This is a genomic window from Desulforamulus putei DSM 12395 (genome assembly GCF_900129195.1).
In the GTDB taxonomy this organism is placed as follows: Bacteria; Bacillota; Desulfotomaculia; order Desulfotomaculales; family Desulfotomaculaceae; genus Desulfotomaculum; species Desulfotomaculum putei.
In genome coordinates this window covers 69,754-94,966 of the sequence record NZ_FQUY01000001.1, presented here as the reverse complement: position 1 = coordinate 94,966, position 25,213 = coordinate 69,754, and the positions used below count along the sequence as shown (strand labels likewise).

Below are 25,213 nucleotides of genomic sequence, written 5' to 3'. Positions count from 1 at the left end.
CGGTTTGACCGTTGCTTCCCAGGTAAAGCAAACCATAGCCAGTCTGAAAGGAACCAAAGCAACCCTGGATACCTTTTATCAAATCGAGCAAAATGAAGAAAACAGGCAGTTGTTAGAAAAAAATTCCCGGCGAATAAGTCAAGTCATTGATAATTTGGAAAAAAGGGTCAGGGCCTTGGAATATGAAGAACCACAATATAAGGGCCTTTAGGCAATCTTTGTAAGGGGGCGTCTTGATGCCAGAATGGTTAGTCGTAGTTATTCGTTCCCTGGGTTTATTTGCCCTGGTCCTGCTGCTTGTCCGTCTGATGGGGAAAAGACAAACCTCACAACTTACCCTCTTTGATTTGGTCACCGTTATCGTCATTGGCGTGGTGGCCGCCGCCATATCCTTAAACCTCATTGAGAATCCGTTCAACGGACTGGCAGCCCTGGCGGTTTGGACCCTGCTTCCCATCGGCATATACCTGATGGCCCTGAAATACAAGACGGTCCGAGATATTATCCAGGGAAAGGAAACGGTCCTCATTAACCACGGTAAAGTTTTAGAGGATAAGTTATTGGATGCCCGTTTTACCCCCGAAGACCTGTTAAGTCGATTACGTCAAAAAAATGCCTTTAAGGTGGCAGATGTGGAGTTTGCCATGTTGGAACCCAATGGCGAGGTCAGCGTCCTTCTCAAAAAACAAAATCAACCGGTTACTCCCGCTTCCCTGGGCCTGCAGGTAAACCATGAAAGCGTGCCCCAAACCGTAATGTTGGACGGGGTCATCATGGATGAACCTTTGACGGCCATGGGGTTAAACAGGAACTGGCTGCATACTGAACTGGAGAAAGCCGGTGTGGCTCCTGAGAACGTATTTATTGCCCAGGTTGATTCAGTAGGGCAGCTTTATCTGGATCTGTTCAACGATGCCATACAAGTCCCACAGCCTAAAACAAAGGAACTGGCCTATGCCACGCTGAAAAAATGCCAGGCTGACTGTGAAATGTACGCCCTTGGCACCAAACAACCAAAGGCTAAGGAAATATACAGTGAATGTGCCGAACAATTGGATACGGTAATCGCAGAACTGAAACCTTTGCTTAAAAGGTAGGGGTGACCAAATGTCAAACAAGAAAAAGAAAAAACTGACCCCGGTACAGCAGGAGTACCAGGCCTTTGCCAAGGCCAGGGAACCGCAACGTCCTGTCCTGGCCAATGTGTTCAAGGCTTTTATTGTCGGGGGATTTATCAGTTTGCTGGGCCAGGGGATAGCGGACTTTTTCATTTGGAACTTTGACTTTACGGAGAAAACAGCAGGAAACCCCACGGTAGCCGTGTTGATCCTAATTTCCGTTGTCTTAACCTCCCTAGGGGTCTATGACCATATTGCCCAGTGGGCAGGCGCCGGCACAGCGGTTCCTGTGACAGGCTTCGCCAATACCATTGCCTCCGCTGCCATTGAACACCGTACGGAGGGCTATGTACTGGGTGTGGGCGGCAATATGTTTAAGCTGGCCGGCTCAGTGATTGCCTTCGGTGTTTTTGCCGCCTTTGTGGTGGCATTAATCAAAACATTATTCACCATGTTAGGGGGAGCCTAGTATGCTGAAAGGACATCAAACCTGGGTCTTCCCTAGCAAGCCTACCATTTTGTCCACCGGTACCGTGGTGGGACCCTTTGAGGGTAAGGGTCCTCTGGCCGATGACTACGACGTTGTCCACGGTGATTTATGGCTGGGCCAGGACAGTTATGAAAAGGCGGAAAAAAAGATGATGGAAGAAGCCTTTGAAATTGCTATCCGCAAGGCCGGCCTGCAAAAACAGGATATCCAATTTTTCCTAGGCGGTGATTTGTTAAACCAAATCATTTCCAGCAGCTTTGCCGCGCGAAGCCTGGCCGTCCCCTACATAGGACTGTTCGGCGCTTGTTCAACTTCCATGCAGAGCCTGTCCATGGGAGCGCTCCTGGTTGACAGCAAATCCGCCGATTATGTGTTATGCGGCACCGCCAGTCACAATCCGGCGGTGGAAAAACAATTCAGATATCCCACGGAGTATGGCGCCCAAAAGCCCCCCACAGCCCAATGGACAGCCACCGCGGCGGGCGCAGCCCTGTTGGGCCCTGCAGGAGACGGGCCAAAGGTAACTTCGGCCACCATCGGCAGGGTTGTGGATATGGGGTTGAGCGATCCCTTTAACATGGGTGCAGCCATGGCGCCGGCAGCGGTGGACACGCTGACGGCCCATTTCAGGGACCTCGGCATTTCCCCGGAAGAATACGATCTCATTGCCACCGGCGACCTGGCCCGGGTGGGACATCAAATTGCCAGAGACCTGTTAATCAAACACGGACTTGAGATTCCGGAGGAAATTTTTACGGACTGCGGCATCTTGATCTACGGCGAGGACCAGCCGGTCATGGCAGGCGGCAGCGGTTGCGGCTGTGCAGCCGTCGTGGCTTACGGGCACATCTTGAACAGAATGAAAAAGGGGGAACTTAAAAAGGTCCTTATTGTAGCAACCGGCGCTCTGCTGTCTCCTTTATCTTACCAGCAGAAGGAAAGTATTCCCTGTATCGCGCACGCTGTGGCCATCGAGTATAACGGGTAGGGGTGATTTCTTTGGAAGTTTATCTCTGGGCCTTTGTGGTGGGCGGGCTCATTTGTGTCATAGGACAGCTGTTAATGGATGTTGGTAAACTGACCCCTGCTCACACCATGAGTCTGCTGGTGGTGGTGGGGGCTGTACTGGGGGGGTTGGGACTCTACGAGCCCCTGATCGATTTTGCCGGCGCCGGCGCCACAGTCCCCATCACCAGCTTTGGCAATTCCCTGGTGCACGGGGCCTTGGCAGAAGCCGAAAGCACCGGACTGGTGGGTATCCTGACCGGCATCTTTGAAGTAACCAGCGCAGGTATCTCCGCTGCCATTATTTTCGGATTTCTGGCCTCCCTGTTGGTCCGACCCAGGGGGTAAAAGAGAAAAAGGTGATCATATGAAAAATATCTTAAAGGTCATTTTGATGATTATATTCATCCTGTCAATGACCGGCTGCCAAACACAGCCTCAGAAAAAACCTGAGGGCAAACAAAGTGCAAAGCAGGTGGAAATCAACCCGGAACTGGCTGAGAAAGCCAAACAGGCCGCCATGTCCGTAAAGGGTGTGGAGGATGCCGTCGCCGTGGTCATTGACAAAAACATTTCTACCGCCATTAAAGTAAGCGGTTTTAACCGTTTAAAATTGCAGTCCATTAAGGAAGAAGTACACAAGAAGATTCTTTTAAGCAGCGACGAATATGAAGTTTATGTCACTTCAGACAAGAAGTTATTTTCTCAACTGCAGCAAATAGAAAAACAAATCAAGGAACATAAGGTCAAGTCCGGAACGGAACTGCAACAAAAGGTAGAAAAGATCAATAAAGCCATGAAAGGTTAAGGAAGGCCCGTGCCTTCCTATTTCGGTTCTAGGGGGAACATGCCAAAAATATTTTTATTAAACTATTATTATTTTTCGCTATAATAGAAGGAAAATTTAAAATTCTATGGAAATTATTATAAAAAATATATCGAAGGGTCGGGTGAGGGTCATGAGATTACAATTACAAAAAAATTCCTACCGGTCGGCCAATGAAATTTTAACAAACAGCCCCCTTTTAAAGGAAATTGAGGAGATTTTATTAAGCTCTGACATTGATCTGTCCTCTCTGTCACGTTCTCACTATAACCATATTCTGAGAGAATTGTTTAAAACCTACGGCTGGCAGCATTCCCCTTCACCTTTTCATGAACCCGTTAATCCCTTTGCTGCAATAGAATTAACAAAACACAATATAGGATTGGAAATCGGTTTTCGCCACGCCTCCCTCATGGGACATAACCTCCTTAAGTTCCAGTTGTCTTCCTCCCATCATTCAGATAGAATTGATGTAGGCATTTTTATCGTTACAACAAAGAAATTCCAAAAACAAATGTACAACATCTATCACCATAACTGGGCCGGCGCCATGAATTTTGAAAAAGCGGATCGCTACCTGCGGCATTTTAAAACCGACTTCCGGCTGCCTATTTATTTAGTGGGAATTGACGTGGCGTAGCCGTCAAGAGAACTTCAAAGAATGCCCGTGCCGCCCGGACCGGGCATTCTTTAATTTAATCCTTGCCATAAGGGCAAGCTATAACCAGACTTTAATAACAAAAAGAGGCGATGGTTTTGAAACTTAAAATAGCGCTGGGCCAAATGGAGATCGTCCCCGGCCGCCCGGATTTGAATACCCGGACTATGTTGGAAATGATTGGACAAGCCCGGGACGCAGGGGCCCACATGATCATCTTTCCCGAAATGTCCATCCCCGGCTACTTGCTGGGAGATACCTGGGAACAAAGGTCCTTTCTCAGGGACTGTGAGGAATACGGCAAAGAAATCATCGATGCTTCGGCCCACCTTACCGTCCTTTTCGGCAACGTGGGGGTTGACTGGGAGAAAAAAGGAGACGACGGCAGGGTTCGCAAATACAATGCCTTTTTTATCGCCCGGGACGGCAAATTATGGGGCGGCGAAAACTTCCCCTACCCTCTCAGAATTAAAACCCTGCAGCCCAACTACCGGGAATTTGATGATGACCGCCACTTCTACAGCCTGCGGAAACTGGCCCAGGAGCTGGGAAAAACGCCGGAGGATCTGTTAACCCCTGTTTATCTGCCTGTACATGGCAAACAGGTGGGTTTAGGCTGCGTTTTATGTGAAGACGGTTGGGCTGAGGACTACTTTACCAAGCCCATGGCCGCCATTCAGAAAAGGGGCGGCGTCAACCTGTTTGTCAACATCTCCAGCTCTCCCTTTACCTTGGGCAAAAACAGCAAACGGAACCGGGTCTTTTCCAAACAGGCCCGGGAAACAGGCGTCCCCTTGATCTATGTTAATAACGTTGGAATTCAAAATAACGGCAAGACCGTTTATACCTTTGACGGCTCCAGCACCGTCTACAACAAAAACGGGGAAGTTATTTATTACAGTCAGCCAGCCTTTAGACAAAGTTTGGGCATGGTTGAACTGGATCTGGCCTCCGGCGGCACAGCCTCGCCCCCTCTGGAAGTGCCGGAGGACAACGATATTGGTTTTATCTACCGGGCCCTGCACTACGGCATTAAAAAGTTTACCGCCGCCATTGGCATGAAAAAGGTTGTCATCGGCATTTCCGGCGGCATTGACTCTGCCGTATCCGCCGCCATGTACGCAAAGGCCATAGGGCCGGAAAACCTGTTGCTGGTCAACATGCCCAGCCGGTACAACTCCCAAACCACCCGCAACCTGGCCCGGCAGCTGGCGCAAAATTTAAATTGCTCTTATACTGAATTACCGATTCAGGATTCGGTGGATTATACCATCAAACAAATCGAAAGCACTCCGGTGATCAACCCCGTGACCGGGGAGGAGTTTTACCTGAAGATAACTCCCTTCATGTCGGAAAACATTCAGGCCAGGGACCGCTCCGCAAGGATCCTGGCGGCAGTGGCCGCCGCCTTTGGCGGGGGGTTCACCTGCAACGCCAACAAAGCGGAAACCACCGTAGGGTATTCCACCCTGTATGGCGACCAGTCAGGATTTCTGGCAGCCATTGCCGACCTCTGGAAGCACCAGGTCTATGCTCTGGCCCGCTACCTGAACGATGAAGTGTACCGGCGGGAAGTCATCCCCCGGGGCATTATGGATATTGTACCCAGTGCGGAACTTAGTTTTGAACAGGCAGTTGATGAAGGCAAGGGGGACCCCATCGCCTACCCGTACCATGATTACCTGTTCCGCTCCTTCGTCCAGTGGTGGGACAGGGCCACCCCGGAAGACATCCTCCACTGGTATGACGAGGGCGTGCTGGAAGAAAAACTGGGCTGCAGGCCGGGACTGGTGAAGGAACTGTTCCCCACCCCCGGAGAATTTATCGCCGATTTGGAACGCTGGTGGAATCTCTATAACGGCATTGGAGTGGCCAAAAGAATCCAGGCCCCGCCCATCCTGGCCGTCAGCCGCAGAGCCTTCGGCTTCGACCACAGGGAAGCCCAAAACGGAGCCTATTATACCAGGCGATACCGGGAATTAAAGAAGAAATTGTTAGGTGAGAATTAACCAGGGCGCCGGTTGTTGAATTAAACTACCGGCACCCTTCTTTTACCTGCCGCTGGCCATGGTCAGGGCAGCCAATTTCTCTTCTATGTCCGGAGTGATGTCCCCTTGCTTAAACCGCCACTGCCAGTTGCCGCCCACGGTGCCGGGATAATTCATGCGGGCCTCACTGTCCAGGCAAAGGACATCCTGCAGCGGGATGATGGCCATGTTTGATTGACTTCGGAAAGCTACTTCAATTAGCCGCCAGCAAATTTCCTCTGCCCTCATGGCCGGCTCCAGGCCCAGGTACTCTGTCAGAAATTCAACGTCCCCCGGCAGCAGTTTCTTGTACCAGCCGACGGTGGTATCATTGTCGTGGGTGCCCGTGTAGACCACCGAGTTGGGCTCATAATAATGGGGCAGAAACTCTTCTTTTTCATTTTGGTTCAGGTTAAATTGCAAGATCTTCATGCCGGGGAAGTTGAAGTGGTTCTTTAATTTCACCACCTCCGGCGTGATAATCCCCAGGTCCTCCGCAATGACAGGAATTTCCCCCAGGTACCGGATGATGGTGGAGAAAAATTTTTTGCCTGGGCCCTTTACCCACCTACCGTTGATGGCCGTTTCCTCCCCGGCGGGGATTTCCCAGTAGGCCTCAAAACCCCGAAAGTGGTCGATACGGATGATATCCACCGTTTCTAACAATAGTTTAAACCTTTGTCTCCACCAGAGGTAGTCATCCTTTTCCATTTCCGTCCACCGGTAATGAGGATTCCCCCACAGCTGACCGGTTGCACTGAAATAGTCTGGCGGCACACCGGCCACTTTGGCCGGGTTCCCCAGTTCGTCCAGTTCAAACAACCGGGGATTGGCCCAGGCATCACTGCTGTCGTAAGAAATAAATATGGGCAAATCGCCGATTATTTTTATGCCACGGTCATTGGCATACTTCTTTAACTCCATCCACTGGGTAAAGAAGGTAAACTGCAAAAAACACTGGTAGGCAATCTCTTCCTGCAGCAGTTGGCGGAAATGTTCCATGGCCTCCCTTTGCCGCAGTGCAATGGACGGGTCCCAGCGGTTCCAGGGGAGCCCGCCGAAATACTGTTTAAGAGCCATAAATAGGGCATAGTCCGCAAGCCAGTGCGCTCCGGCGATAAACTCATGGTATTCGTAAGGTTTTAGGCCACTATGAAAAACAGCGAAGGCCTTTCTCAGCAAACCGTCTTTATATTCCCTTACCCGGGCAAATTCTACCCTGTTGTCAGAAAAGCCAGGCAGCGGGTCGATATCCTGCTGTGTTAGCAACCCCTCTTCCCTTAGCCGGTCAATACTGATCAACAGGGGATTTCCCGCAAAGGCGGAAAAACTCTGAAAGGGAGATTCACCGTACCCTGGGGGATGCAAAGGAAGCACCTGCCAGAGCTTCTGCCTGCTGCGGCTAAGGAAATCCACAAATGCACAGGCTTCCTTTCCTAAATCCCCGATTCCGTAGGGGGACGGTAATGAGGTTGGATGGAGCAGAATGCCACTTTGCCTTTTAAACGTCATTTCAATCCCCCGTCCATGAATAATTTCCCCTCCAGAGGTCCCAGTGTAAGATGCAGGTACCCGTCTTTGACGGGATATTGCCGGCCCTCCTGCAGCAAATCAAACAGACTGCCGCTGCACCGGCAGCCCAGGTTGACAGAGAGGTTGACCTCCCTTTCCGTACCGGCATTTACCATAACCAGGGCAACGTTGTCTTTTTTGGGACGGTTGAATACGTCTTTCCCCTGGCTGATAATTCTTAGATAGCCGTAAACCTGCCCCTGGGAATAGACCGGCAGCCAGCGACCTGTTTTCAGCACGTCATACCGGTTTCTATAGCCGATCACTTTTTTGTACCAGGCCAGCAGTTCCTGGTTTTCTTTGCCCCAGGGATAGGTGGCGCGGTTTAAGGGGTCCCTGTACCCGTGCATGCCTGCCTCGTCCCCGTAATAAATACAGGGCACCCCCGGAAAAGTCATTTGAACCAGAGAAAGCAGTTTTAACCGGGCAATGCCCAGCCTCTTTTGCTCATTGCTTAACGTAAACCGGGCCTGTTCCTCTTTGGACAGCGTTTCTTCCGCCGGTGCCCCGCTTAAAAGGGTGAGAACCCGCTCCACATCATGACTGCCAATTAAGTTCATGGCGGAGTAAAATTGCTCCAGCGGGTAATTTTCATACAGGCTCATCAAACGAAGATGAAGCTCCTGGGCATTACTTCTGCCGGTCATAAAGTCCAACCAGGCGCTGCGGAAAGGATAATTCATGACGGAATCCAATTCCTCTCCCAGCAGGTACTGCCGCATTTCCCCGTAACTCACCTTATTGGAAGCGTCTTCCCACACTTCGCCGATCAGCACCGACTCGGGGTCCAATTGTTTCATGGTGGCACGGATCTTTTTCACAAATTCATCGGGCAACTCATCCACCACATCCAGCCGCCAACCTTTGGCCCCCATTTTCATCCAGTATTTAATAACACTGTCTTCTCCTGTGATGATAAATTCCTGGTAGGAAGGGTCCAGTTCATTGACATTGGGCAAGGTTTCGATACCCCACCAGCACTCGTATTTGTGGGGGTGCTCGATAAAGCGATACCAGGGGTAATAGGGAGAATCCTTGGACTGGTAGGCCCCTACAGATGGATAATTGCCTTCCCGGTTAAAATAAACACTGTCACTGCCGGTATGGCTGAAAACCCCGTCCAGGATAATGGAAATCCCCATGTCCCGGGCTTTGGCGCACAGTTCTTGGAACAACCGGTTGTCGCCGAACATAGGATCAATTTTTTTATAGTCCCCGGTGTCATATTTATGACTGCTGGCAGCCTCAAAGATGGGATTGAGATAAATAACACTGATGCCCAGTTCCTTTAAATACGGGAGCTTTTTCAAGACGCCCAGTAAATTCCCTCCGAAGATGTCGAAACATATTGTCTTGCCGGTGAGCGGGTCCCGGCCGTATTGCGGCACGGCGTCCCAACTGGGATAAATCATACAGTGTTTCTTAGGGTTTAAAATTTTTCCTTCTTCATGACCGTTGCAAAAACGATCTACAAAGATCTGGTACATGACAGCTTCCTTGAACCAGTGCGGGGTGGCGTTATCTTCCTTATACACCGTAACCTGATAGGAGGGCGGTTCATGATCATAAATCCGGCCTACCCCTCCCAGGTTGCGGGGGTTGTTGCCATAGTAAAAGGTCCTACCCCTTTGAACAATGATAAAGTAGTACCACAACAGCCCCTGCCTGGGTGGGGCCATTATTTCCGCCCGGTAAAGCTTTTTCTCCCCGACATCTTCCACCGGCTGCATAGGAATCTTCTCTTCCTCACGGCCATACTTCCACAAGCGCAAAATGACACTGTCCAACGGATCTCTGGAATTTATTGCAACGGCCAGCCTGATTTTTGCATGACAAGGAACAGCCCCAAAGGGGCTGCGAAACAATGATTGATGGGAATCGTGAAAAATCCACTGATGATTCATTCATATCATCTGCCTATCTTGGGTTTTGGACTCCTCGGCATCCATGACCAGTTTCTTATACAAGTCTTGATATTTTTGGGCTGATTTATACCAGCTGTAGTCACTTTTCATAGCATTTACCAGGATTTTTGACCAAACCGGCCCTTGGTGATAAAAATGAACTGCCCTTTTCAGGGTATAAAGGAAGTCATGGGCATTATAATTGGTAAAACTAAAACCGTTTCCTTCCCCGGTGTATTCATTATAGGGTTGTACCGTATCCTTTAAGCCCCCGGTTTCCCTGACCACCGGTATGGAACCATAGCGCAAGGCAATCAGTTGCCCGATGCCGCAGGGTTCAAAGAGAGACGGCATGAGGAAGAGATCCGAACCGGCATAGATACGATGGGCCAGAGTGTTGCCAAACATGATGTTGGCAGACACTTTCTCCGGATATCTTCCGGCGGCATGTTGAAATAATTCCTCGTATCGTTTTTCTCCCGTACCCAGCACCACCAGCTGTACATCCATGGACAGGATTTCTTCCAATACACAGGCAATTAAGTCCAGACCCTTCTGGCTGACCAGCCTTGAAACCAGTCCCAGCAGCGGAATGTCATGCCGTGTCGGCAGGCACAGGATTTCCTGTAAATATTTTTTATTATCCTGCTTTTTTTCCGGGGTTTCCCATGAATAATGGACAAAAATATGCGGGTCGGTGGCAGGATTATAGTAATCCGTATCGATGCCGTTCACAATCCCATGCAAACGGTCACGGCGATGCCTGAGCAACCCGTCCAATTGCTCGCCATAATAGGGGGTCTGAATTTCCCGGGCGTAGGTCTCACTGACGGTGGTCAGTATATGGGAATAATTTAAACCGCCCTTGATAAAACTGACCTGGCCGTAAAATTCCACCCCGTCCAGGGTAAAATATTCTTCGCCTAAATCCAGAATGTCTCCTAAAATGTCTTTAGGAAATACCCCCTGGTATTGCAAATTGTGAACGGTGAAAACCGTACGGATGTCTTTATAAAAGGGATGATTCCCGTAATGGGCCTGCAAAAAAACACTGATCATACCGGTGTGCCAATCATGACAGTGGAGAATCCGGGGAACAAAACCCAGGTGGGGCAAGGACTCCAGCACCGCTCGGCAGAAAAAGGCATACCGCTCTGCATCATCCCGGAAGCCGTAAAGGCCCTGTCTTTTAAAATAATACTCGTTATCGATAAAGTAATAGGTAATCCCTTCATGTTCCAGTTGTTCCAGGCCGCAATAGACATTTCGCCACCCCAGGGGCACTGTGAAGGTTTTTTTACAAACCATACTGTTCCGATAATGTAACGGAATAACGCCATATTTGGGCAAAACCACCCGCACATCCAGCCCCTGGTTGATCAAGGCCCTCGGCAGGGAACCGATGACATCTGCCAAACCCCCGGTTTTCGCAAAGGGAACCCCTTCGGAGGCCACAAACAGCACTTTCATCGTCCTCTTCACCTCCCACTTAAATGACGGTTTTTTTCATAATGACCATGGGGTAATTTTTCTCTCCCTTCAAATGTTTTCCCTTGGTAATGGTTACCTCTTTGTCCGCAATGACGTTCTCCACCAATGCCCCTTCTTCAATCTTACATTTCTGCATGATGATGCTGTCCTTTATGTGGGCGCCCTGCCCTATTTTAACCCCTCTGAAAATGATGCTGTTTTCCACCGTACCTTCAATAATGCAACCGTTGGCAATGAGAGCGTTGTGAACCCGGGAGCCCTTGCTGTATTTGGTAGGGGCCCCGTCTTTCACTTTGGTTATAATAAGTCCTTTATCAAAGAACAATTGCTGCCAAATTTCCGGCCTCAGTAACTCCATGCTATGGTTGTAATAACTTTGAATGGAATCAATATGGGCCAGATAACCCTGGTAGGGGAAACCATAAATCCTCAAACGATTAAGATTGCGAATAAACCCGTCCCTCACCAGGTCGCATTCCCCCCGGGAGTAACACCGGTGAATCAACTCAACCAGCAGCGATTTTTCCATGATGCACATTTCCATAGACATTTTTGAACCCCTCATTTTGTTCGGGTTTATTTCCAGATCAATAATGCGCCCGTCCTCCGCCGTTTCCACCATGTGACACCGGGATAAATCCTCACCTGTGTTTTCCATATCCTTATATAGAATGGTAATGTCCGCATTCATGGCCTGATGAAATTGAAAGGCATCCCGGTAGTCTATGTTACAAATCATATTGCTGCCGGAAATGAGAATATATTTTTGCCGGCTGTATTGGAGATAATCCAGGTGAGTGTGAAAATGCCGCAAATCCCACCTGTAACTTCCCTGTTGGCAGCCCTGGCCCGGGGGGAGGTAAAACAACCCGTCCCTCTTCCGGTCCAAATCCCATTCTTTACCGTTGCCCAGGTGATCCATGAGGGCCCGGTATTTATGCTGCACAATGATGCCTACATTGCGGATCCCTGAATTTACCATATTGGACAGGACAAAATCAATCATCCGGTAGCGGCCCCCAAAGGGTACCGCAGCCGCTGGGCGATGGTGACTGATTTCCTTTAAAAATTCCTCATCTTCCATAAGATTGATAATCCCCATGACATTCTTCATGCGATCACCCCTTTATGAAGACCGGACAGTTAATTCATTTTTCGCCAGGCTGCAGCTTTTTAACACCGAACCGCCGGCTACAACGATATTGCCTTCCACCACCGTTATTCTGGAACAGGGTTCGGAACACCGGCCGCATGCCTCGTCCAGACAACCGACTTGACAGCGGTCTTCGATGACCGCCTCCACACCAATGATGGCCCTCTCAATGACTGTGTTGGCTCCGATTTTGGCATTGGGCATAATTACGGCATCATTGATTTTGGCCCCTTCACCGATATAAACGCCGGGAAATAAAATAGAATGATTAACCTCCCCGTAGACCATACACCCTTCATTCACCAAAGAACCGGTAACCCTGGCGGTGGGGGCGATATACTGTGGCGGGTGGTTGGGATTTACCGAGTAAATGGTCCATTTGGGATCGTTGAGGTTTAATTTGGGCTTATCGGACAACAAGTCCATATTGGCCTGCCAGAGACTCTCAATGGTACCCACATCCCGCCAGTAGCCCTTAAAGGGGTAGGCATACATTCTTTGTCCCACCTTCAGCATCATGGGTATGATGTTTTTGCCGAAGTCATTGCTGGAACGGGGATTTTGTTCATCCTCTTCCAAATATTTTTTTAACAGCTCCCAGTTGAAAATATACACACCCATGGAGGCAAGGTTGCTTTTAGGTACGGCGGGTTTTTCTTCAAAATCAATGATCCGGGCATCCCGGGCTATATTTATAATGCCGAAACTGCTTGCTTCCTCCCAGGGAACTTCAATGACGGCAATGGTGGCATCGGCCTGTTTTTCCTTATGAAAGTCCAGCATCAAAGAATAATCCATTTTATAAATATGATCCCCTGAGAGCACCAGCAGGTACTTGGGACGATACTGATCCACAAACTCAATATTCTGATAGATGGCATTGGCGGTACCCTTGTACCATTCCCCCCCCATTTCTTTGACAAAGGGCGGCAATACGGTGACGCCGCCGTTTTTACGGTCCAAATCCCAGTGACTGCCGATACCGATATAGGTGTTTAAGGCCAGGGGTTGATACTGGGTCAGGACCCCCACCGTATCAAATCCGGAATTGTTGCAGTTGCTGAGGGTAAAATCTATGATGCGGTATTTCCCACCAAAGGGAACGGCAGGTTTGGCCAGCTTTTTGGTTAAGACTCCCAACCGGCTTCCCTGCCCGCCGGCCAGGAGCATGGCAACACATTCTTTACTCTGCATGTTCCTCCCCCCTATTACCTGGAATAACCGGCAAACCGGTGATGATTTCTGTTACTGCCATCTCTTGTTAAGGGCCTTGAAGAAAACCACCGCCAGCGGCGGTACCTTAATCTCCACCGAATAGGGTTGGTTATGCCAGGGCCGGTTTTCCGCCACCACCAAGCTGTTGACCTGTCCGGACCCGCCGTAGATGTGTAAATCACTGTTAAAAACCTCAAGGTATTCCCCCGGGCACGGCACGCCGATCCGGTATCCTTCCCGTACCACCGGGGTGAAATTGCAAACAATGATTAAAAAATCATCCGGGTCCCGGGATTGTCTCAGGAAGGTAATAATGCTTTGACTGTAATCATGGGGATCAATCCATTGAAAACCTTTTTCCTCGTGATCCAGTTCCCACAAACTTTTTTCAGATCTGTAAAAATGGTTCAGTTCCTTCACATACCGGTTCAGTTTTTGGTGCATATCGTATTGCAACAGGTGCCAGTCCAGACTTTGATTTTCATTCCATTCGATAAACTGGCCGAACTCGCCGCCCATAAAAAGGAGCTTTTTACCCGGGTGGGCTGTCATATAGCCGTATAACGCTCTCAGATTGGCAAATTTTTGCCAGTAATCCCCGGGCATTTTATTTAGCAATGACTTTTTTCCATGTACCACCTCATCGTGGGACAGGGGTAAAATATAGTTTTCCGAGAAGGCATACATAAAGGAAAAGGTCAGCAGGTGGTGATGCCATTTCCGGTGCACAGGGTCCATCTGCATGTAACGAAGCAAATCGTTCATCCACCCCATGTTCCATTTGTAGTTATACCCCAGTCCCCCTAAATAGGTGGGTTTGGTGACGGCGGGCCAGGCTGTGGACTCTTCGGCAATCATCAGGGCATCCGGAAAATACTGAAAGACCACCTCATTGAGCTTTTTCATAAAGGCCACCGCTTCCAGGTTTTCTTTGCCGCCGTATTGATTGGGAACCCACTGTCCCTCTTGCCGGCCATAATCCAAATAAAGCATAAAGGCCACTGCATCCACCCGCAGGCCGTCAATATGATAGACATCCAGCCAGAAAAGGGCGTTGGAAATTAAGAAGCTGACCACTTCCGGTTTGGCAAAATCAAAATTCAGCGTGCCCCACTGCCAATTTTCCGCCCTTAACGGGTTGGCCGATTCGTAAAGGGCTGTTCCGTCAAACCGACCAAGCCCGTGACTGTCTTTACAAAAATGAGCCGGTACCCAATCCAAAATGACCCCAATCCCCCGTTGATGGCAGCAATCGACGAAATACATGAAATCGTGGGGAGTGCCGTAACGGCTGTTGACAGAGTAATAACCGGTAACCTGGTATCCCCATGACGGATCATAGGGGTGTTCCATCACCGGGAGAAGTTCCACATGGGTAAAACCCATGTCTGCTACATAATCAACCAATTGGTCAGCCAGCTCCCGGTAGGTCAGAAACCCACCGTCCCTTCTCCTCCAGGAACCCGGGTGTACTTCATAGATGAAGACCGGGCTTTCATAGACAGGGGTTGTTTTCTGTCGTTCCAGGTAGGCCAGGTCCTGCCATCGGTAGCCGGCCAGTGAATAAACTCTGGAAGCGGTGCCGGGCCTGATTTCGGAATAAAAAGCATAGGGATCCGCCTTTAACAACACTTCCCCCTGGTGTGTATGAATTTCATATTTGTATAAGTCCATCGGTTTTAGTCCGGGGACAAAAAGAGACCAAATGCCGGACTGTTTCACCCTTTCCATGACATGCCGGTGGCCCTGCCATTGATTAAAGTCACCCACCACACGGACCTCCCTGGCATTGGGGGCCCACAGGGAAAACCTGACCCCCTGCATCCCGTTTTGTTCTGTCAAATGGGCGCCCAGCATTTGGTAGCTTTTATATAGGGATCCTTCATGAAACAAATACAAATCTTGGTCACTCAGGCCCGTATTCATTACATTCACCACTCTTTCTGTATTTAAATGTTTTCCTTTTACTGGAACACTTTTCATTATATACGCTTCCCAATAATCGAATTCCTTTTTTTTCCAACTAAAACATTTTGTAAATGAACTGACAAAGAAAATTATTCCTTACTCTTTACGTACCATTGATTACCAATTTATGCAATATCTTTAATGAAAAATTAAACTGTTCCACCTCATTTTTAAGAAACAAAAAGCCCGCTGCCCAAACGGACAACGGGTGCAGGTTCCCCAACTAAAAGGGTTTAAATACTAAAATAAAGATAATCAGCAATCCGATTCCCAGTGCCAATGAATAGGAGATCAGTTTTTTCTCAATGGGCTGTAACTCAAACCACTCGTCCTGGTAATCCACTTCCTGCCGGGCCCTGACCAATGTTTGATCTGCATCCCGAATTTTCACTTCCGCCATGCTTCAGACCTCCCTTATTCCATTATTATCTAACTGCTGACAATGGGCGGCAGGATACCGTGATAAAAGATCCAGGAAATAAACAGGCCGACCCAGAGGATAAAACCAAACAGGCATACGGCATAAACCGCCACGATGCGTCCCATGCCGGCGTCCCAGAGCTTGCGCACATTGGTGATAAGACCGATGGAGAAGAAACACAGGGCAAACAGAATTGTTCTAAAGCCATTGGCTTCATCGATACCGACCTTGGCAGCTTTGATGATACTGGCATCGCCGAGACCCCATAGGAGCAGTACCAGGAAGGTCAGTGCAAAACCAATGACAAATTTGGGAAATCTGTCCCAAATCTCCCCGGCTGAAACCTTCGTGTCGGTTGAAGTTCCTCCGCCCTTTTTATTCAGATTAAACATACACCAGATGATGGCCAGGATAAAGGCCCACACACCAATGAAAATATCGATGAACACTTTGGTGGTGGTGGCTGTCATTAGCATCCAGCCCTCTTCATATTGTACACCTGTTTCTTTCAGAACCTTGGCTCTGATCATGGAATCGGTAATGGCGCCGCTGGCCACCGCGCCGCCGTCGCTTTTTACCGCCAGACCCATCCAGGCCCCGGCCACCATGGGCTCTTCATGAAGGAACGCAGAAGCAAACCAGGGGAGAATCAGCATTTCAACCGCCACAAAAACAATAATCACCGCTGACAGGATCACCGGCACAATGGGACGGGAACGGATGGCACCCCCGGTGGCAATGGCCGCCGAAACACCACAGATGGAGATACCGGAGGCCAGGGGCGCAGCCCATTCGGGGGTAAATTTAAAGTATTTACGGGCTATAAAATAAACAACAGGCCAGTATATTAAATAGGCTTCCACCACTGCGCACAGCCCCCGTACAATAACGGTGGTGGCCAGGCCCACGGCTCCCAGGGTTTTAATCCCCACGGCCGCACCTAAAATGACGATACCGGTCTTAATGAACCACTCCGGTTTGGCTGCTTCTTCAAGATATTTGGCAACCCCGGGGAAAAAGTTTCCGATGATGAGGCCCACGATCATCGCAATAATAAAGCCCATTTCACCCAACCCCAGTGACCAACTAATGCCCAGCTTGACCTGTTTGTCGGGACTTGCAGCAATATATGCGTTATCGCCGATGATCAAGCAGAGAACGGTGATGGCAAAAATAACAGTAAAGCCAATGACAAACCTTTTGATATTGGCGCCCATTGCTCTGGCTCCAATGGTTGTCAGCACCAGCAGGAAAAGATAAGTTAAGAATAACGATGTAAATCCGGACATGTCTTTGAAAGTCTTGGAGAGCGGCCCGAAGGACTTGGAAATGTCTGTCCAGGTGTTAACTTTGACCACCCACCCCAGCAGGTCGGAACCAAAGATGGGGCCCAGGCCCAGCAAAAAGATAAACAACCCCAGCCACACTGCCCACCAGTCTTCGTTCTTCAACATTGGTACTTTGCCGCTGACAGAAGCATTGGTGTCTTGATGAATCATACGATCCCTCCTTAACCCTAGTTTATGACAACGCAGTTAAGGCCTATTTGTTATGGCATCCCCCCTTTCGCCAAATTTTATAAATTTTCAGTCTTTTAACTAATTAATAAACCTTTTGGCAATAGATGTCAAGCCTTGATTCCATTTGATTCCATGGATCCTTTGGTACATGGTTGTGTTTTTATCTAAACCTTTAAACACTTCCCATAAATAATTTTTATGATATCTTTACCCAGATTTATGACAGGCTATGGGAGGGTTGACTTGTCATAAATGAATATAAATTGAAGATTATGCAAATATTACCTTAAGAGTAAATTCTCTTGAGGTGTAAAAATGATCCCAAAATTTAAGCGTCTTCCCAAACATATTGGAATTATCCCGGACGGCAACAGGCGATGGGCTCAACAACAAGGTTTGCCCAAAGAAGACGGTTACCAGCATGGCATTGAACCCGGATTTACCCTTTACGAATTATGTCTCGCATTGGGGATCCCCGAAGTCACCTTTTATGGTTTTACCCAGGACAATACCAAACGCCCGGCTGCCCAAAAACAAGCTTTTCAAAAGGCCTGTGTAGATGCGGTGAAGGCGCTGGCCAACCGTGACGCGTCCCTGCTGGTGATAGGTAACAAAGAATCCCCCCTCTTTCCCAAAGAATTGCTTCCTTATACCACCAGGCAAACCTTTGGCCGCGACCGGATTAAGATAAACTTTTTGGTCAATTACGGCTGGAAATGGGATTTAAGCTTTGCCCTGAACTCCTGGGACCCCTATGAAGGACAACTTCATGAAAGGATTGCCTCCCGGGATATCTCCCGAATTGACTTAATTATCCGCTGGGGCGGCAGAAGAAGACTCAGCGGTTTTTTACCGGTGCAATCAATCTATGCGGATTTTTACGTGGTGGATGCATACTGGCCGGATTTTCACCCGGATCATTTCTTTGAAGCCCTCAGGTGGTATGAGAAACAGGATATTACACTGGGAGGCTAATATCATTATGCCATCTAAATTATTGGCTTAATTATTTTCATAATGTTATTGAAATTTTACCTGGGACATGCTACCATATCCTTAATAATTATAGCGTAACGGTTGCATAGGTTTTGCAAACACCCTGGGCAGTTGTCCCTTTAAGTTGTCATACGTTAACTGACTAAAGGAATGGGTGTATTACCTCCGATATGTTAAGAATATTCTAAACCGGCACAATTTATTTTCTTGCATATTAAATGCACCCCAAACAAATTTGTCACGTTCCGGCAGCCTTTAAGACTGTTGATGCTTCCAAAAACGGTGTATTGATAAGGAGGTCATTAACGTGATCGATTCAATCGATTCTTTGGACAATAAAGCGAATCGAATGTGTCATGTCTCCTCCGGGATTTCGAAGCCAACTGTTCTTAAAGGTCACCATGTTTTTCTTAATGCTTTACCCTGGTCGTGGACGCCACGGCCAACCAATGAAGCCTTTCTCCATTATGACGTTGAAATCCTGGACAGCGGTACCCCTAGAGGGATTGCTTTTGCCGTTTACATTGTATGCCCTACTTCCCTTCGTATTGACAGTGATGCCATTTGTCTTGCTATGGACTGTGATAAGCTAAAATATTATACGGACAGAGCCAGCAAGCCGGTGATTCTGGTTGTCGTTGATACCGCTAAAGAATCAGCCTTTTGGCTGTTGATCCAGGAATATATTCACGGCGTCCTGGCAAAGAAAACACCCGGTTGGCGGGAACAAAAAACCGTATCATTACATATACCTCTAAACCAGGAACTGACCACCTCGTTGGAACAGTTAAAAAAGGCCGTGTGTTATGGTTTGGAACTTTTATATATGAATCATTTTTACCGTTTTTATCAAAAATTCAGTTCCCGAATCAACCAATTCTTTAATTCCCCGGAAGAAATGGAACTGGCAATGAAGGTAGAATCATCCCGTCACTACGCCAAACAATTGCTTACCACTAAGGACAAATGCAGTTGCTCATCCACCTCCGGTCATTCCTGTAGTTCCTGCCGGGAAACTGATAATTTTAATCACTTTACCCTTCAGTCCGATCTTAAAATTCAGGCCAGTTTGGAAAAAGCTCAAAACATGAAAGTATTGGACCCCAAAGAGAACAGAACGGCCTATTACTGTATCAGCCATGCCCTGGACATTTTTGGAGACAGGGCTTCGGCCGGTGTACGCTATACCGCCCAAGGAGAAATGGTCTTCTATGATTACCTGCTTCACTTTTTAAAAGCCTTTGACTCCATGGGCACCCAGGCCATGGTTCATTTGACCCATACCGATGACTACCGCCGCTATTTTAAAGCCATAGAAGAACTGACGGATATCATCAACAGGGCCCTTGAAGAAGGAGAGTTAATTGCCGCCAGTGTGCTGACCATTCGACTGGCAGACACCTATTTGTTTGCCACTCCTTACCTAATAAGAACCTTTGGTCAGGAAATATCCGCTCCTTTGATGGATTTTGCCCAATCCCTGCTTTTGCTGGCCCATAAAATGGCGTCCCTGGTGGAATCTCCGGACCATGTTATACAATAAAAAACCCGGCCAGCATTGACCGGGTTGATATAAACCAACTAACGTACTTATTTTTTCACATGTTTGGCAACAAATTCTTCTTCATCAAGGAACTCCAAGAAGGGTCTGTCAAACTGAACCATGGCGTTAACCACCAATTCAACCAAACCACCATAATGCACGTTGAATTTAGCAGTGGCTTGGTAGTATTCAAGAATATCCCTGATGGCGCCTTTACAGTTGGAGCAAGGCGCTGCTACATACTTGGGAATATCTTCTTCCATGACACCCTGGAAGGCCTCGAGGATTTGTTTGAATTTCATGCGGCTGGAAATCTTATTCCTGAATTCAGGGAAGTTAAAGGACTTCATAATGGCAAATCCACTGCCGCCGCCACAGCAGAAGTTCTTAGCGCCATGCGGATACATTTCCCTGAACTGGGGCGCCACAGCTTTAATAATATCACGCTGGGGCTGAATTACGCCCATCATCCTGGCTACGTTGCAGGGGTCGTGCATGGTAACCGGGAAGTCGTTTCTGCTGGGATCCAGTTTATAAACTCCCTTTTTAATCAGGTCGGCCAGCAGGGGCAGGAAGCTTTCCCTGGGGATATTATCTTCCCCTACCATAGCCCGGTCGATAGAGACCATAGCAGCTTTATGGGCGTGTCCGCACTCACCAACTACAATTCTTCTTACGCCCAGCTCCTTGGCTGCTTTCAATTGAGCCAGACCGATTTTTCTGGTCTGCGCATCGTCATAGAAAAGTCCGTAATTAACGTTATCATACCCGATCATATCACTGCTCAGGGTCCAGTCCAGACCGGCTTCTTCAAAAAGAATTACGAAAGCAGCCGGGTTTTCGGGCCAGGCCATATATTCACCGGCGTTGTGGGTTAAGAGGATGTCTGCCCCCTTTTTATCCACCGGAATCTTATATTTTTTACCTGTTCTTTCGTATATGTCTTCTTCCAGGAACTCAATCATATCCAGGAAGGCATCTTTGGTAATACCTGTACTGGAACCGGTTTTTAATTGCAACATGGTGCCCTTTTCATGCAGGGGTTTGGGAGCAATCCCCAGTTCCATACTGAACAGCTTTCTGATTTCCCTGGCCAGCAAACCGTTGTCCAAACCTAACGGACAGGTTTGGGCACAACGACGGCACAGGTTACAGCGATACGCTAATTCACCCAGACGGAGAATGGTTTCTGCATTGATGTCGATATCGCCACCAGTAAATTTGCTCCAAAAACTGTCGCCGTTAAAGTGTTTCTTGGCAATTTTACGGAGCACTTCCGAACGGAAGATAGGTCTGTAGATCTCCTGTTCTCCGCTGGCCTTAAACACATGACAGGCTTCGGAACAGGTGTTGCACTTGGCACAATACTCAAAACTCAGAAGGAAAGGCTGCAGGTAGTTTCTGTTGGTTTCATCGGAGAAGAGTTTCTCCAAACCACGTAGAAATCCCTTAACCAGGGCCTCTTCTTCTTCTTTGGTTTTGGGTCTGACCAGTGCCTCATTGCCCACAAATCCGTCCAAAGAGGCGCAATAATCCTCTTTCCAGGAGTCCTTAATCTCTTTAAAATCGGGTTCCATGCCCGGTTTATCGTAAGGCGCCGGTAAGGGCATCAGATTTTCAACCTTCACCAGTTGTTCAGAGGGTTTACTTATATCCTGAGGTCTAATATCGCCCATTAAAAGTTACCTCCTATCTTACATTATTAATCTACTTCTTTTCCTGTTGTGCTGCAGGATTGATATGGGGGGCCGACCAGGAGGCTTTGGGTTTGTAGCTGATGGCCTCTTTAACAATACTTTCCATCTTGGAGTTTCTCAAGTTGGGCTCGTTATCCCACAGTACCTTGTGGAATGCAAAATACTTGCCTACATAATGGCTCATTTTGGTTTGAGGAATATAAATCATCACCGCGCCCAACAACAAAATATGGATGGTTAAAGCGGTATCCGCTTGAATGGGTGAGAAGGTAAATAACGCTTTCATAATTTCCCGACCATAGTTAAAACCAGGGTCAGCGCTCCATACAACCATACCGGAAGCCACCACTGCAAACAGGAAGAACAGGTTAAAGTATTCCTGAGGAGTGGTGTATTTGGCAAAGGTATTGTTAAAGCATCTCTTTAAAAACAGGCTGAGGGATCCAAAACCCAGCAGCAGGGCTCCTGCACCACCGGAAATAAAAGTGGCGTAGTAAACCAGAGAGGCCCAAGCATTGTTGCTGACTCCCTCAGGGGTGCTTAAGGTCAATCCGGATAATTCAGTAATAGCGCCAACGGCCAGTAAAACAGTCCATAAACCTAACAGATAAATACCTAAATGCAGTGCATAGGAAAGCCACCACTGGCGTCTTTGGTTAATAAACAGGTTTTTAATGAACAGCATTTCTTTTAACATATCAATAATTTCGCCGGCATGAGAGACTTCTCTGGGCTTGTTCCACCATTCCAAATCCTCGTAATAAGAGCCACCGTAATGTCCCTTGCCGCCGGGCTCTTTGGGAACCGGGTACAGCTCCCAGCGACCGTGCATGGGCATCTTGGCATACTGATAGGCCTTATAAAGTGAGAGACCGATGAAAGCGAGGATGGAAACATAAACAAATACCGTCAGCAACAAGTTAACATACCTCCTTGATTAAAATAATTTTGGGGTATCTCTCCGAGGAACTGCAACCGGGGCCCTGGCCTGTCTTTGTCACCCTTTGCTGTAAGGCAGCCTGAGGAGAAGATACAAAAATCCGTACTGAATGGGAAAATAAAAAATTTTGTTAGCAATTTGTTAGGGCTTGTCCTCCTCCCCGGCGGAGCCCAACTGCCTCCTCACTCCTTCCAACATAAAATTGTTATGCAAATTCTATAAAATTCGACAAATATACAAGGTAATTATAGACAATTATAGTTGACTAATCAATATAAAATAGACGGTCATAATAGCATATTATGTCACCTGCATAAGCCCTGACAGATAACCTACAGCCCATAAGTAACATTATAACATGTTTTTTGTTAAATTTTCTACATGAACTTTGCTATAGAATTATTTGAAAGGCCATTGGCCGTTAGCCATTGGCCTTTTGGTTCGAAAAGCTAAAGGCTAATGGTCAACGGCCAACAGCCAATTACCAGATAAGCTCCCGCTTTTGGAATAATACACTACCTGTTTTCACAGCGATTTGTAATGTCTTTCTTGGTGCTGATTGCTATGCCATCTCCCACCGGTACAATAATGGTTTCTATACTTTTATGCTCCATCACCTCTTCAAGATAGGATCTTAAACGGGCTACCGCCGTCTTGTTTCGTCTTTTATCAATCTCCCCGGAAATAACCATTCCCCGCATAAATACGTCCTCTGCCACAAGAATGCCCCCGGGTTGTAATAAGTCAATGCACTTATCCAGAAACTCCACATATTTTCCCTTTGCCGCATCAAGGAAAATAAAGTCGTATGGACCGGTAAGTTCGAACAGTATTTCCCTGGCGTCTCCCAATACCAATTTTATCTTGTCTGCCACCCCGGCTTTCCTAAAGTACCTGCCGGCAGCTTCCGCCCTCGGGGCGTTAATTTCCAGGGTGGTGATCTCTCCTCCCAGGGGTAACACGGCCCTGGCAATCCACAGAGTGGAATACCCGATGGCGGTCCCGATCTCCAGCACCTTTGTACTCTTTTTGGTAAAGGCTAACCAGTATAAAAGGTGCCCTACTTCCGGTTCCACAATGGGTATGATCTTTTCCTTGGCTTCCTGTTCCATTTCATAAAAAATTTCATCCCGCGGCGGCAGAAGTCCCCTGATGTACCGTTGAACTTCTGGTTGAACAATGTTTGTCACCATTACCTCCCGGATTGGTATACATAAAAGTGAACATATTTATTATATACTAAAAAAAGGCAATTCAGGGCATTTTGTTTCATTTGCAAATTAAAAAATTCTACCTGGAATTATTTAACTTGTCGGCGGAACGGCAGATAAGTTATTAAAAAATCCATAAAATATATAAGTTAAAGGCAAAAAATGATACTGTAGGTGATGCCTGTGAATTTATCGCATTTTAAAGTTTTTTATACCCTCGCCGAGACCGGCAGTTTGGCGAAAACCAGCAAACTATTGGAATTGTCTCAACCCACCATCAACCATAACATTTACCTGCTTGAGCAGCATTACGGCGCTAAATTGTTTGATCGTTCCAATAAAAAAATTAAGTTAACCAGGTTTGGACAGGTCTTGCAAAGATACGTATCAGAAATACTGAGTTTAGTGGAGCAGTCCGAAAAACATATCGAAAACCTCGTGAGGGAATTAAGCGGCAATTTATATCTGGGGGCCAGCCACACCATTGCCGAAAACGTTTTGCCAAAAATCATGGGGATGTTCAACCATGACTACCCCGAGGTGGATATCCACCTGGAGGTCACCAATACCCAGCATATTGTTGACCATATACTTGAAAACAAACTCGATTTAGGTCTCATTGAAGGCCCTGTTACACATGAAAAAATTATCGCCAAACCCTTTATGGAGGACGAACTCCTGGTTGTACTCCCCTATAATCACCCCCTGGCCATTAAGAAAAATTTGACCCTCAATGAGTTGGCCACCCTCCCCTTTGTTTTAAGAGAAGAGGGATCCGGCACCAGGGTGGTTATGGAGACCGCCTTGAAAAAAGCAGGTTTGGACCCCGGTGAGTTAAATACCGTCATGGAGCTGGGAAATACGCAGGCAGTCATCGGCGCGGTGGAGGCGGGTCTGGGAGCGACCATTTTATCAGGCCTGGCAGTGACCAAGGAAATTCAACTTAAAACCGTTAAAACCTGCAGGATTGCCAATGTAAACATTGTGCGGTTTTTCTCGCTCATTTTAAATAAAGATAAGCCCCTGTCACCCATTTGTGAAACATTTCTTTCCTTTATTACCACCGAAGAAGTTTTGGAAATGTTCAAAAATTAATACACACCTCTAAAGTGTCTTATTAAATAGACACTCATCCAAAGGCCAAGGCACCCTCTTGGTCTTTTTCTTTACAAAGACCCAATAAGAAATCAAACACATTTTAAAAATTTTTCAAAATGTTCTCTTAATTGAAGGAATTATCAATATTTCGAAGAATAAACAAAGAATAAACAATAGTAAAAAGCGGTTGATTTAATGGTTTGCTATGTACCCGTTTTCTCAAACAATACGGGGGTTATGGGGACTGTACCGCTTTCATATGCTTTTCTTTGCGGAGTGAATTCACCTTGGGTCAGGCATACTTTTTCCGCACTTGCCTGACCTATTTTATTCGTTGTCTTAATAATATTAACTGAGAAT

Annotated in this window: 22 protein-coding genes; 11 read left to right on the top strand and 11 right to left on the bottom strand. The window is 47.5% G+C overall.

Going from position 1 to position 25,213, the window contains the following annotated elements; all coding sequences use genetic code 11:
• Nucleotides 1-4 precede the first annotated feature (4 nt).
• The 8 genes from BUB67_RS00380 (at nucleotide 5) to nadE (ending at nucleotide 6,106) form a co-directional block, all read left to right on the top strand.
• On the top strand, nucleotides 5-211 hold the full coding sequence (locus BUB67_RS00380; protein ID WP_073233987.1) for a DUF1657 domain-containing protein: 207 nt from the start codon (nucleotides 5-7) through the stop codon (nucleotides 209-211).
• Between the two features lie 25 nt (nucleotides 212-236).
• Nucleotides 237-1,097 carry a DUF421 domain-containing protein gene (locus BUB67_RS00375; protein WP_073233984.1) on the top strand — a complete coding sequence of 287 codons (861 nt, stop codon included), beginning with the start codon at nucleotides 237-239 and terminating at the stop codon, nucleotides 1,095-1,097.
• A gap of 10 nt (nucleotides 1,098-1,107) precedes the next feature.
• Nucleotides 1,108-1,587: a stage V sporulation protein AC gene (gene spoVAC, locus BUB67_RS00370; RefSeq protein WP_073233981.1), complete on the top strand. Its 480-nt coding sequence runs from the start codon at nucleotides 1,108-1,110 to the stop codon at nucleotides 1,585-1,587.
• Nucleotide 1,588: 1 nt separating this feature from the next.
• Nucleotides 1,589-2,596, top strand: a complete 1,008-nt coding sequence (gene spoVAD, locus BUB67_RS00365; protein ID WP_073233978.1) for a stage V sporulation protein AD — start codon at nucleotides 1,589-1,591, stop codon at nucleotides 2,594-2,596.
• A gap of 11 nt (nucleotides 2,597-2,607) precedes the next feature.
• Entirely contained in the window at nucleotides 2,608-2,961 is a 354-nt protein-coding gene (gene spoVAE, locus BUB67_RS00360; RefSeq protein ID WP_073233975.1) for a stage V sporulation protein AE, read from the top strand.
• 19 nt (nucleotides 2,962-2,980) lie between these two features.
• A complete protein-coding gene (locus BUB67_RS00355; RefSeq protein ID WP_073233971.1) occupies nucleotides 2,981-3,421 on the top strand; it encodes a YhcN/YlaJ family sporulation lipoprotein in 441 nt (146 codons plus the stop codon).
• Between the two features lie 151 nt (nucleotides 3,422-3,572).
• Nucleotides 3,573-4,079 (top strand): BglII/BstYI family type II restriction endonuclease, encoded by a 507-nt coding sequence (locus BUB67_RS00350; protein ID WP_073235022.1) that lies wholly within the window; start codon nucleotides 3,573-3,575, stop codon nucleotides 4,077-4,079.
• A gap of 116 nt (nucleotides 4,080-4,195) precedes the next feature.
• A complete protein-coding gene (nadE, locus tag BUB67_RS00345; protein WP_073233968.1) occupies nucleotides 4,196-6,106 on the top strand; it encodes an NAD(+) synthase in 1,911 nt (636 codons plus the stop codon).
• Nucleotides 6,107-6,148: 42 nt separating this feature from the next.
• Here the strand turns inward: nadE and malQ are convergent, their stop codons facing one another.
• The 8 genes from malQ to BUB67_RS00310 all read right to left on the bottom strand — a co-directional run bounded on the left by malQ (nucleotide 6,149) and on the right by BUB67_RS00310 (nucleotide 17,347).
• The gene (gene malQ, locus BUB67_RS00340) at nucleotides 6,149-7,636 is read right to left on the bottom strand and encodes a 4-alpha-glucanotransferase (RefSeq protein ID WP_073233965.1); all 1,488 of its coding nucleotides are present in this window, start codon (nucleotides 7,634-7,636) and stop codon (nucleotides 6,149-6,151) included.
• A complete protein-coding gene (locus BUB67_RS00335; RefSeq protein WP_073233962.1) occupies nucleotides 7,633-9,600 on the bottom strand; it encodes a glycoside hydrolase family 13 protein in 1,968 nt (655 codons plus the stop codon). Before BUB67_RS00335 ends, malQ begins: the two co-directional genes overlap by 4 nt.
• Nucleotides 9,601-11,070, bottom strand: a complete 1,470-nt coding sequence (gene glgA / locus BUB67_RS00330; RefSeq protein WP_073233959.1) for a glycogen synthase GlgA — start codon at nucleotides 11,068-11,070, stop codon at nucleotides 9,601-9,603.
• A 19-nt stretch (nucleotides 11,071-11,089) separates the two neighbouring features.
• Nucleotides 11,090-12,205, bottom strand: coding sequence for a glucose-1-phosphate adenylyltransferase subunit GlgD (gene glgD, locus BUB67_RS00325; protein WP_073233956.1), 1,116 nt, complete (start codon nucleotides 12,203-12,205; stop codon nucleotides 11,090-11,092).
• Between the two features lie 12 nt (nucleotides 12,206-12,217).
• The gene (locus BUB67_RS00320; RefSeq protein WP_073233953.1) at nucleotides 12,218-13,438 is read right to left on the bottom strand and encodes a glucose-1-phosphate adenylyltransferase; all 1,221 of its coding nucleotides are present in this window, start codon (nucleotides 13,436-13,438) and stop codon (nucleotides 12,218-12,220) included.
• Nucleotides 13,439-13,489: 51 nt separating this feature from the next.
• Complete coding sequence (gene glgB / locus BUB67_RS00315) at nucleotides 13,490-15,385, bottom strand: 1,4-alpha-glucan branching protein GlgB (RefSeq protein WP_073235019.1); 1,896 nt, start codon at nucleotides 15,383-15,385, stop codon at nucleotides 13,490-13,492.
• 265 nt (nucleotides 15,386-15,650) lie between these two features.
• Nucleotides 15,651-15,827 (bottom strand): hypothetical protein, encoded by a 177-nt coding sequence (locus BUB67_RS16520; protein ID WP_200798094.1) that lies wholly within the window; start codon nucleotides 15,825-15,827, stop codon nucleotides 15,651-15,653.
• A gap of 29 nt (nucleotides 15,828-15,856) precedes the next feature.
• On the bottom strand, nucleotides 15,857-17,347 hold the full coding sequence (locus BUB67_RS00310; RefSeq protein WP_073233950.1) for a putative sulfate exporter family transporter: 1,491 nt from the start codon (nucleotides 17,345-17,347) through the stop codon (nucleotides 15,857-15,859).
• Nucleotides 17,348-17,683: 336 nt separating this feature from the next.
• Here BUB67_RS00310 and BUB67_RS00305 point away from each other — a divergent pair, with 336 nt between their 5' ends.
• Nucleotides 17,684-18,343: an undecaprenyl diphosphate synthase family protein gene (locus BUB67_RS00305; RefSeq protein WP_073233947.1), complete on the top strand. Its 660-nt coding sequence runs from the start codon at nucleotides 17,684-17,686 to the stop codon at nucleotides 18,341-18,343.
• Nucleotides 18,344-18,671: 328 nt separating this feature from the next.
• Nucleotides 18,672-19,907: a DUF4365 domain-containing protein gene (locus BUB67_RS00300; RefSeq protein ID WP_084127600.1), complete on the top strand. Its 1,236-nt coding sequence runs from the start codon at nucleotides 18,672-18,674 to the stop codon at nucleotides 19,905-19,907.
• A 47-nt stretch (nucleotides 19,908-19,954) separates the two neighbouring features.
• On the opposite strand, the gene BUB67_RS00295 is transcribed toward BUB67_RS00300, so the two are convergent.
• From BUB67_RS00295 to BUB67_RS00285, 3 genes are all read right to left on the bottom strand, one after another.
• Nucleotides 19,955-21,583 carry a (Fe-S)-binding protein gene (locus BUB67_RS00295; protein ID WP_073233944.1) on the bottom strand — a complete coding sequence of 543 codons (1,629 nt, stop codon included), beginning with the start codon at nucleotides 21,581-21,583 and terminating at the stop codon, nucleotides 19,955-19,957.
• Between the two features lie 31 nt (nucleotides 21,584-21,614).
• Complete coding sequence (locus tag BUB67_RS00290; protein WP_073233941.1) at nucleotides 21,615-22,523, bottom strand: respiratory nitrate reductase subunit gamma; 909 nt, start codon at nucleotides 22,521-22,523, stop codon at nucleotides 21,615-21,617.
• A 536-nt stretch (nucleotides 22,524-23,059) separates the two neighbouring features.
• Nucleotides 23,060-23,737 (bottom strand): O-methyltransferase, encoded by a 678-nt coding sequence (locus BUB67_RS00285; protein ID WP_416358819.1) that lies wholly within the window; start codon nucleotides 23,735-23,737, stop codon nucleotides 23,060-23,062.
• Nucleotides 23,738-23,938: 201 nt separating this feature from the next.
• Between BUB67_RS00285 and BUB67_RS00280 the strand changes: the two genes are divergently transcribed.
• Nucleotides 23,939-24,850 (top strand): LysR substrate-binding domain-containing protein, encoded by a 912-nt coding sequence (locus BUB67_RS00280; protein ID WP_073233935.1) that lies wholly within the window; start codon nucleotides 23,939-23,941, stop codon nucleotides 24,848-24,850.
• Nucleotides 24,851-25,213 lie beyond the last annotated feature (363 nt).

What these genes read in the sequence shown, in the direction of transcription:
- BUB67_RS00285 (WP_416358819.1), bottom strand. Translation starts at nt 23,737, where the DNA reads ATGGTGACAAACATTGTTCAACCAGAAGTTCAACGGTACATCAGGGGA.
- spoVAD (WP_073233978.1), top strand. Translation starts at nt 1,589, where the DNA reads ATGCTGAAAGGACATCAAACCTGGGTCTTCCCTAGCAAGCCTACCATT.
- BUB67_RS00350 (WP_073235022.1), top strand. Translation starts at nt 3,573, where the DNA reads ATGAGATTACAATTACAAAAAAATTCCTACCGGTCGGCCAATGAAATT.
- BUB67_RS16520 (WP_200798094.1), bottom strand. Translation starts at nt 15,827, where the DNA reads ATGGCGGAAGTGAAAATTCGGGATGCAGATCAAACATTGGTCAGGGCC.
- BUB67_RS00335 (WP_073233962.1), bottom strand. Translation starts at nt 9,600, where the DNA reads ATGAATCATCAGTGGATTTTTCACGATTCCCATCAATCATTGTTTCGC.
- glgB (WP_073235019.1), bottom strand. Translation starts at nt 15,385, where the DNA reads ATGAATACGGGCCTGAGTGACCAAGATTTGTATTTGTTTCATGAAGGA.
- BUB67_RS00295 (WP_073233944.1), bottom strand. Translation starts at nt 21,583, where the DNA reads ATGGGCGATATTAGACCTCAGGATATAAGTAAACCCTCTGAACAACTG.
- malQ (WP_073233965.1), bottom strand. Translation starts at nt 7,636, where the DNA reads ATGACGTTTAAAAGGCAAAGTGGCATTCTGCTCCATCCAACCTCATTA.
- BUB67_RS00375 (WP_073233984.1), top strand. Translation starts at nt 237, where the DNA reads ATGCCAGAATGGTTAGTCGTAGTTATTCGTTCCCTGGGTTTATTTGCC.
- glgD (WP_073233956.1), bottom strand. Translation starts at nt 12,205, where the DNA reads ATGAAGAATGTCATGGGGATTATCAATCTTATGGAAGATGAGGAATTT.
- BUB67_RS00320 (WP_073233953.1), bottom strand. Translation starts at nt 13,438, where the DNA reads ATGCAGAGTAAAGAATGTGTTGCCATGCTCCTGGCCGGCGGGCAGGGA.
- BUB67_RS00310 (WP_073233950.1), bottom strand. Translation starts at nt 17,347, where the DNA reads ATGATTCATCAAGACACCAATGCTTCTGTCAGCGGCAAAGTACCAATG.
- glgA (WP_073233959.1), bottom strand. Translation starts at nt 11,070, where the DNA reads ATGAAAGTGCTGTTTGTGGCCTCCGAAGGGGTTCCCTTTGCGAAAACC.
- BUB67_RS00305 (WP_073233947.1), top strand. Translation starts at nt 17,684, where the DNA reads ATGATCCCAAAATTTAAGCGTCTTCCCAAACATATTGGAATTATCCCG.
- BUB67_RS00355 (WP_073233971.1), top strand. Translation starts at nt 2,981, where the DNA reads ATGAAAAATATCTTAAAGGTCATTTTGATGATTATATTCATCCTGTCA.
- spoVAC (WP_073233981.1), top strand. Translation starts at nt 1,108, where the DNA reads ATGTCAAACAAGAAAAAGAAAAAACTGACCCCGGTACAGCAGGAGTAC.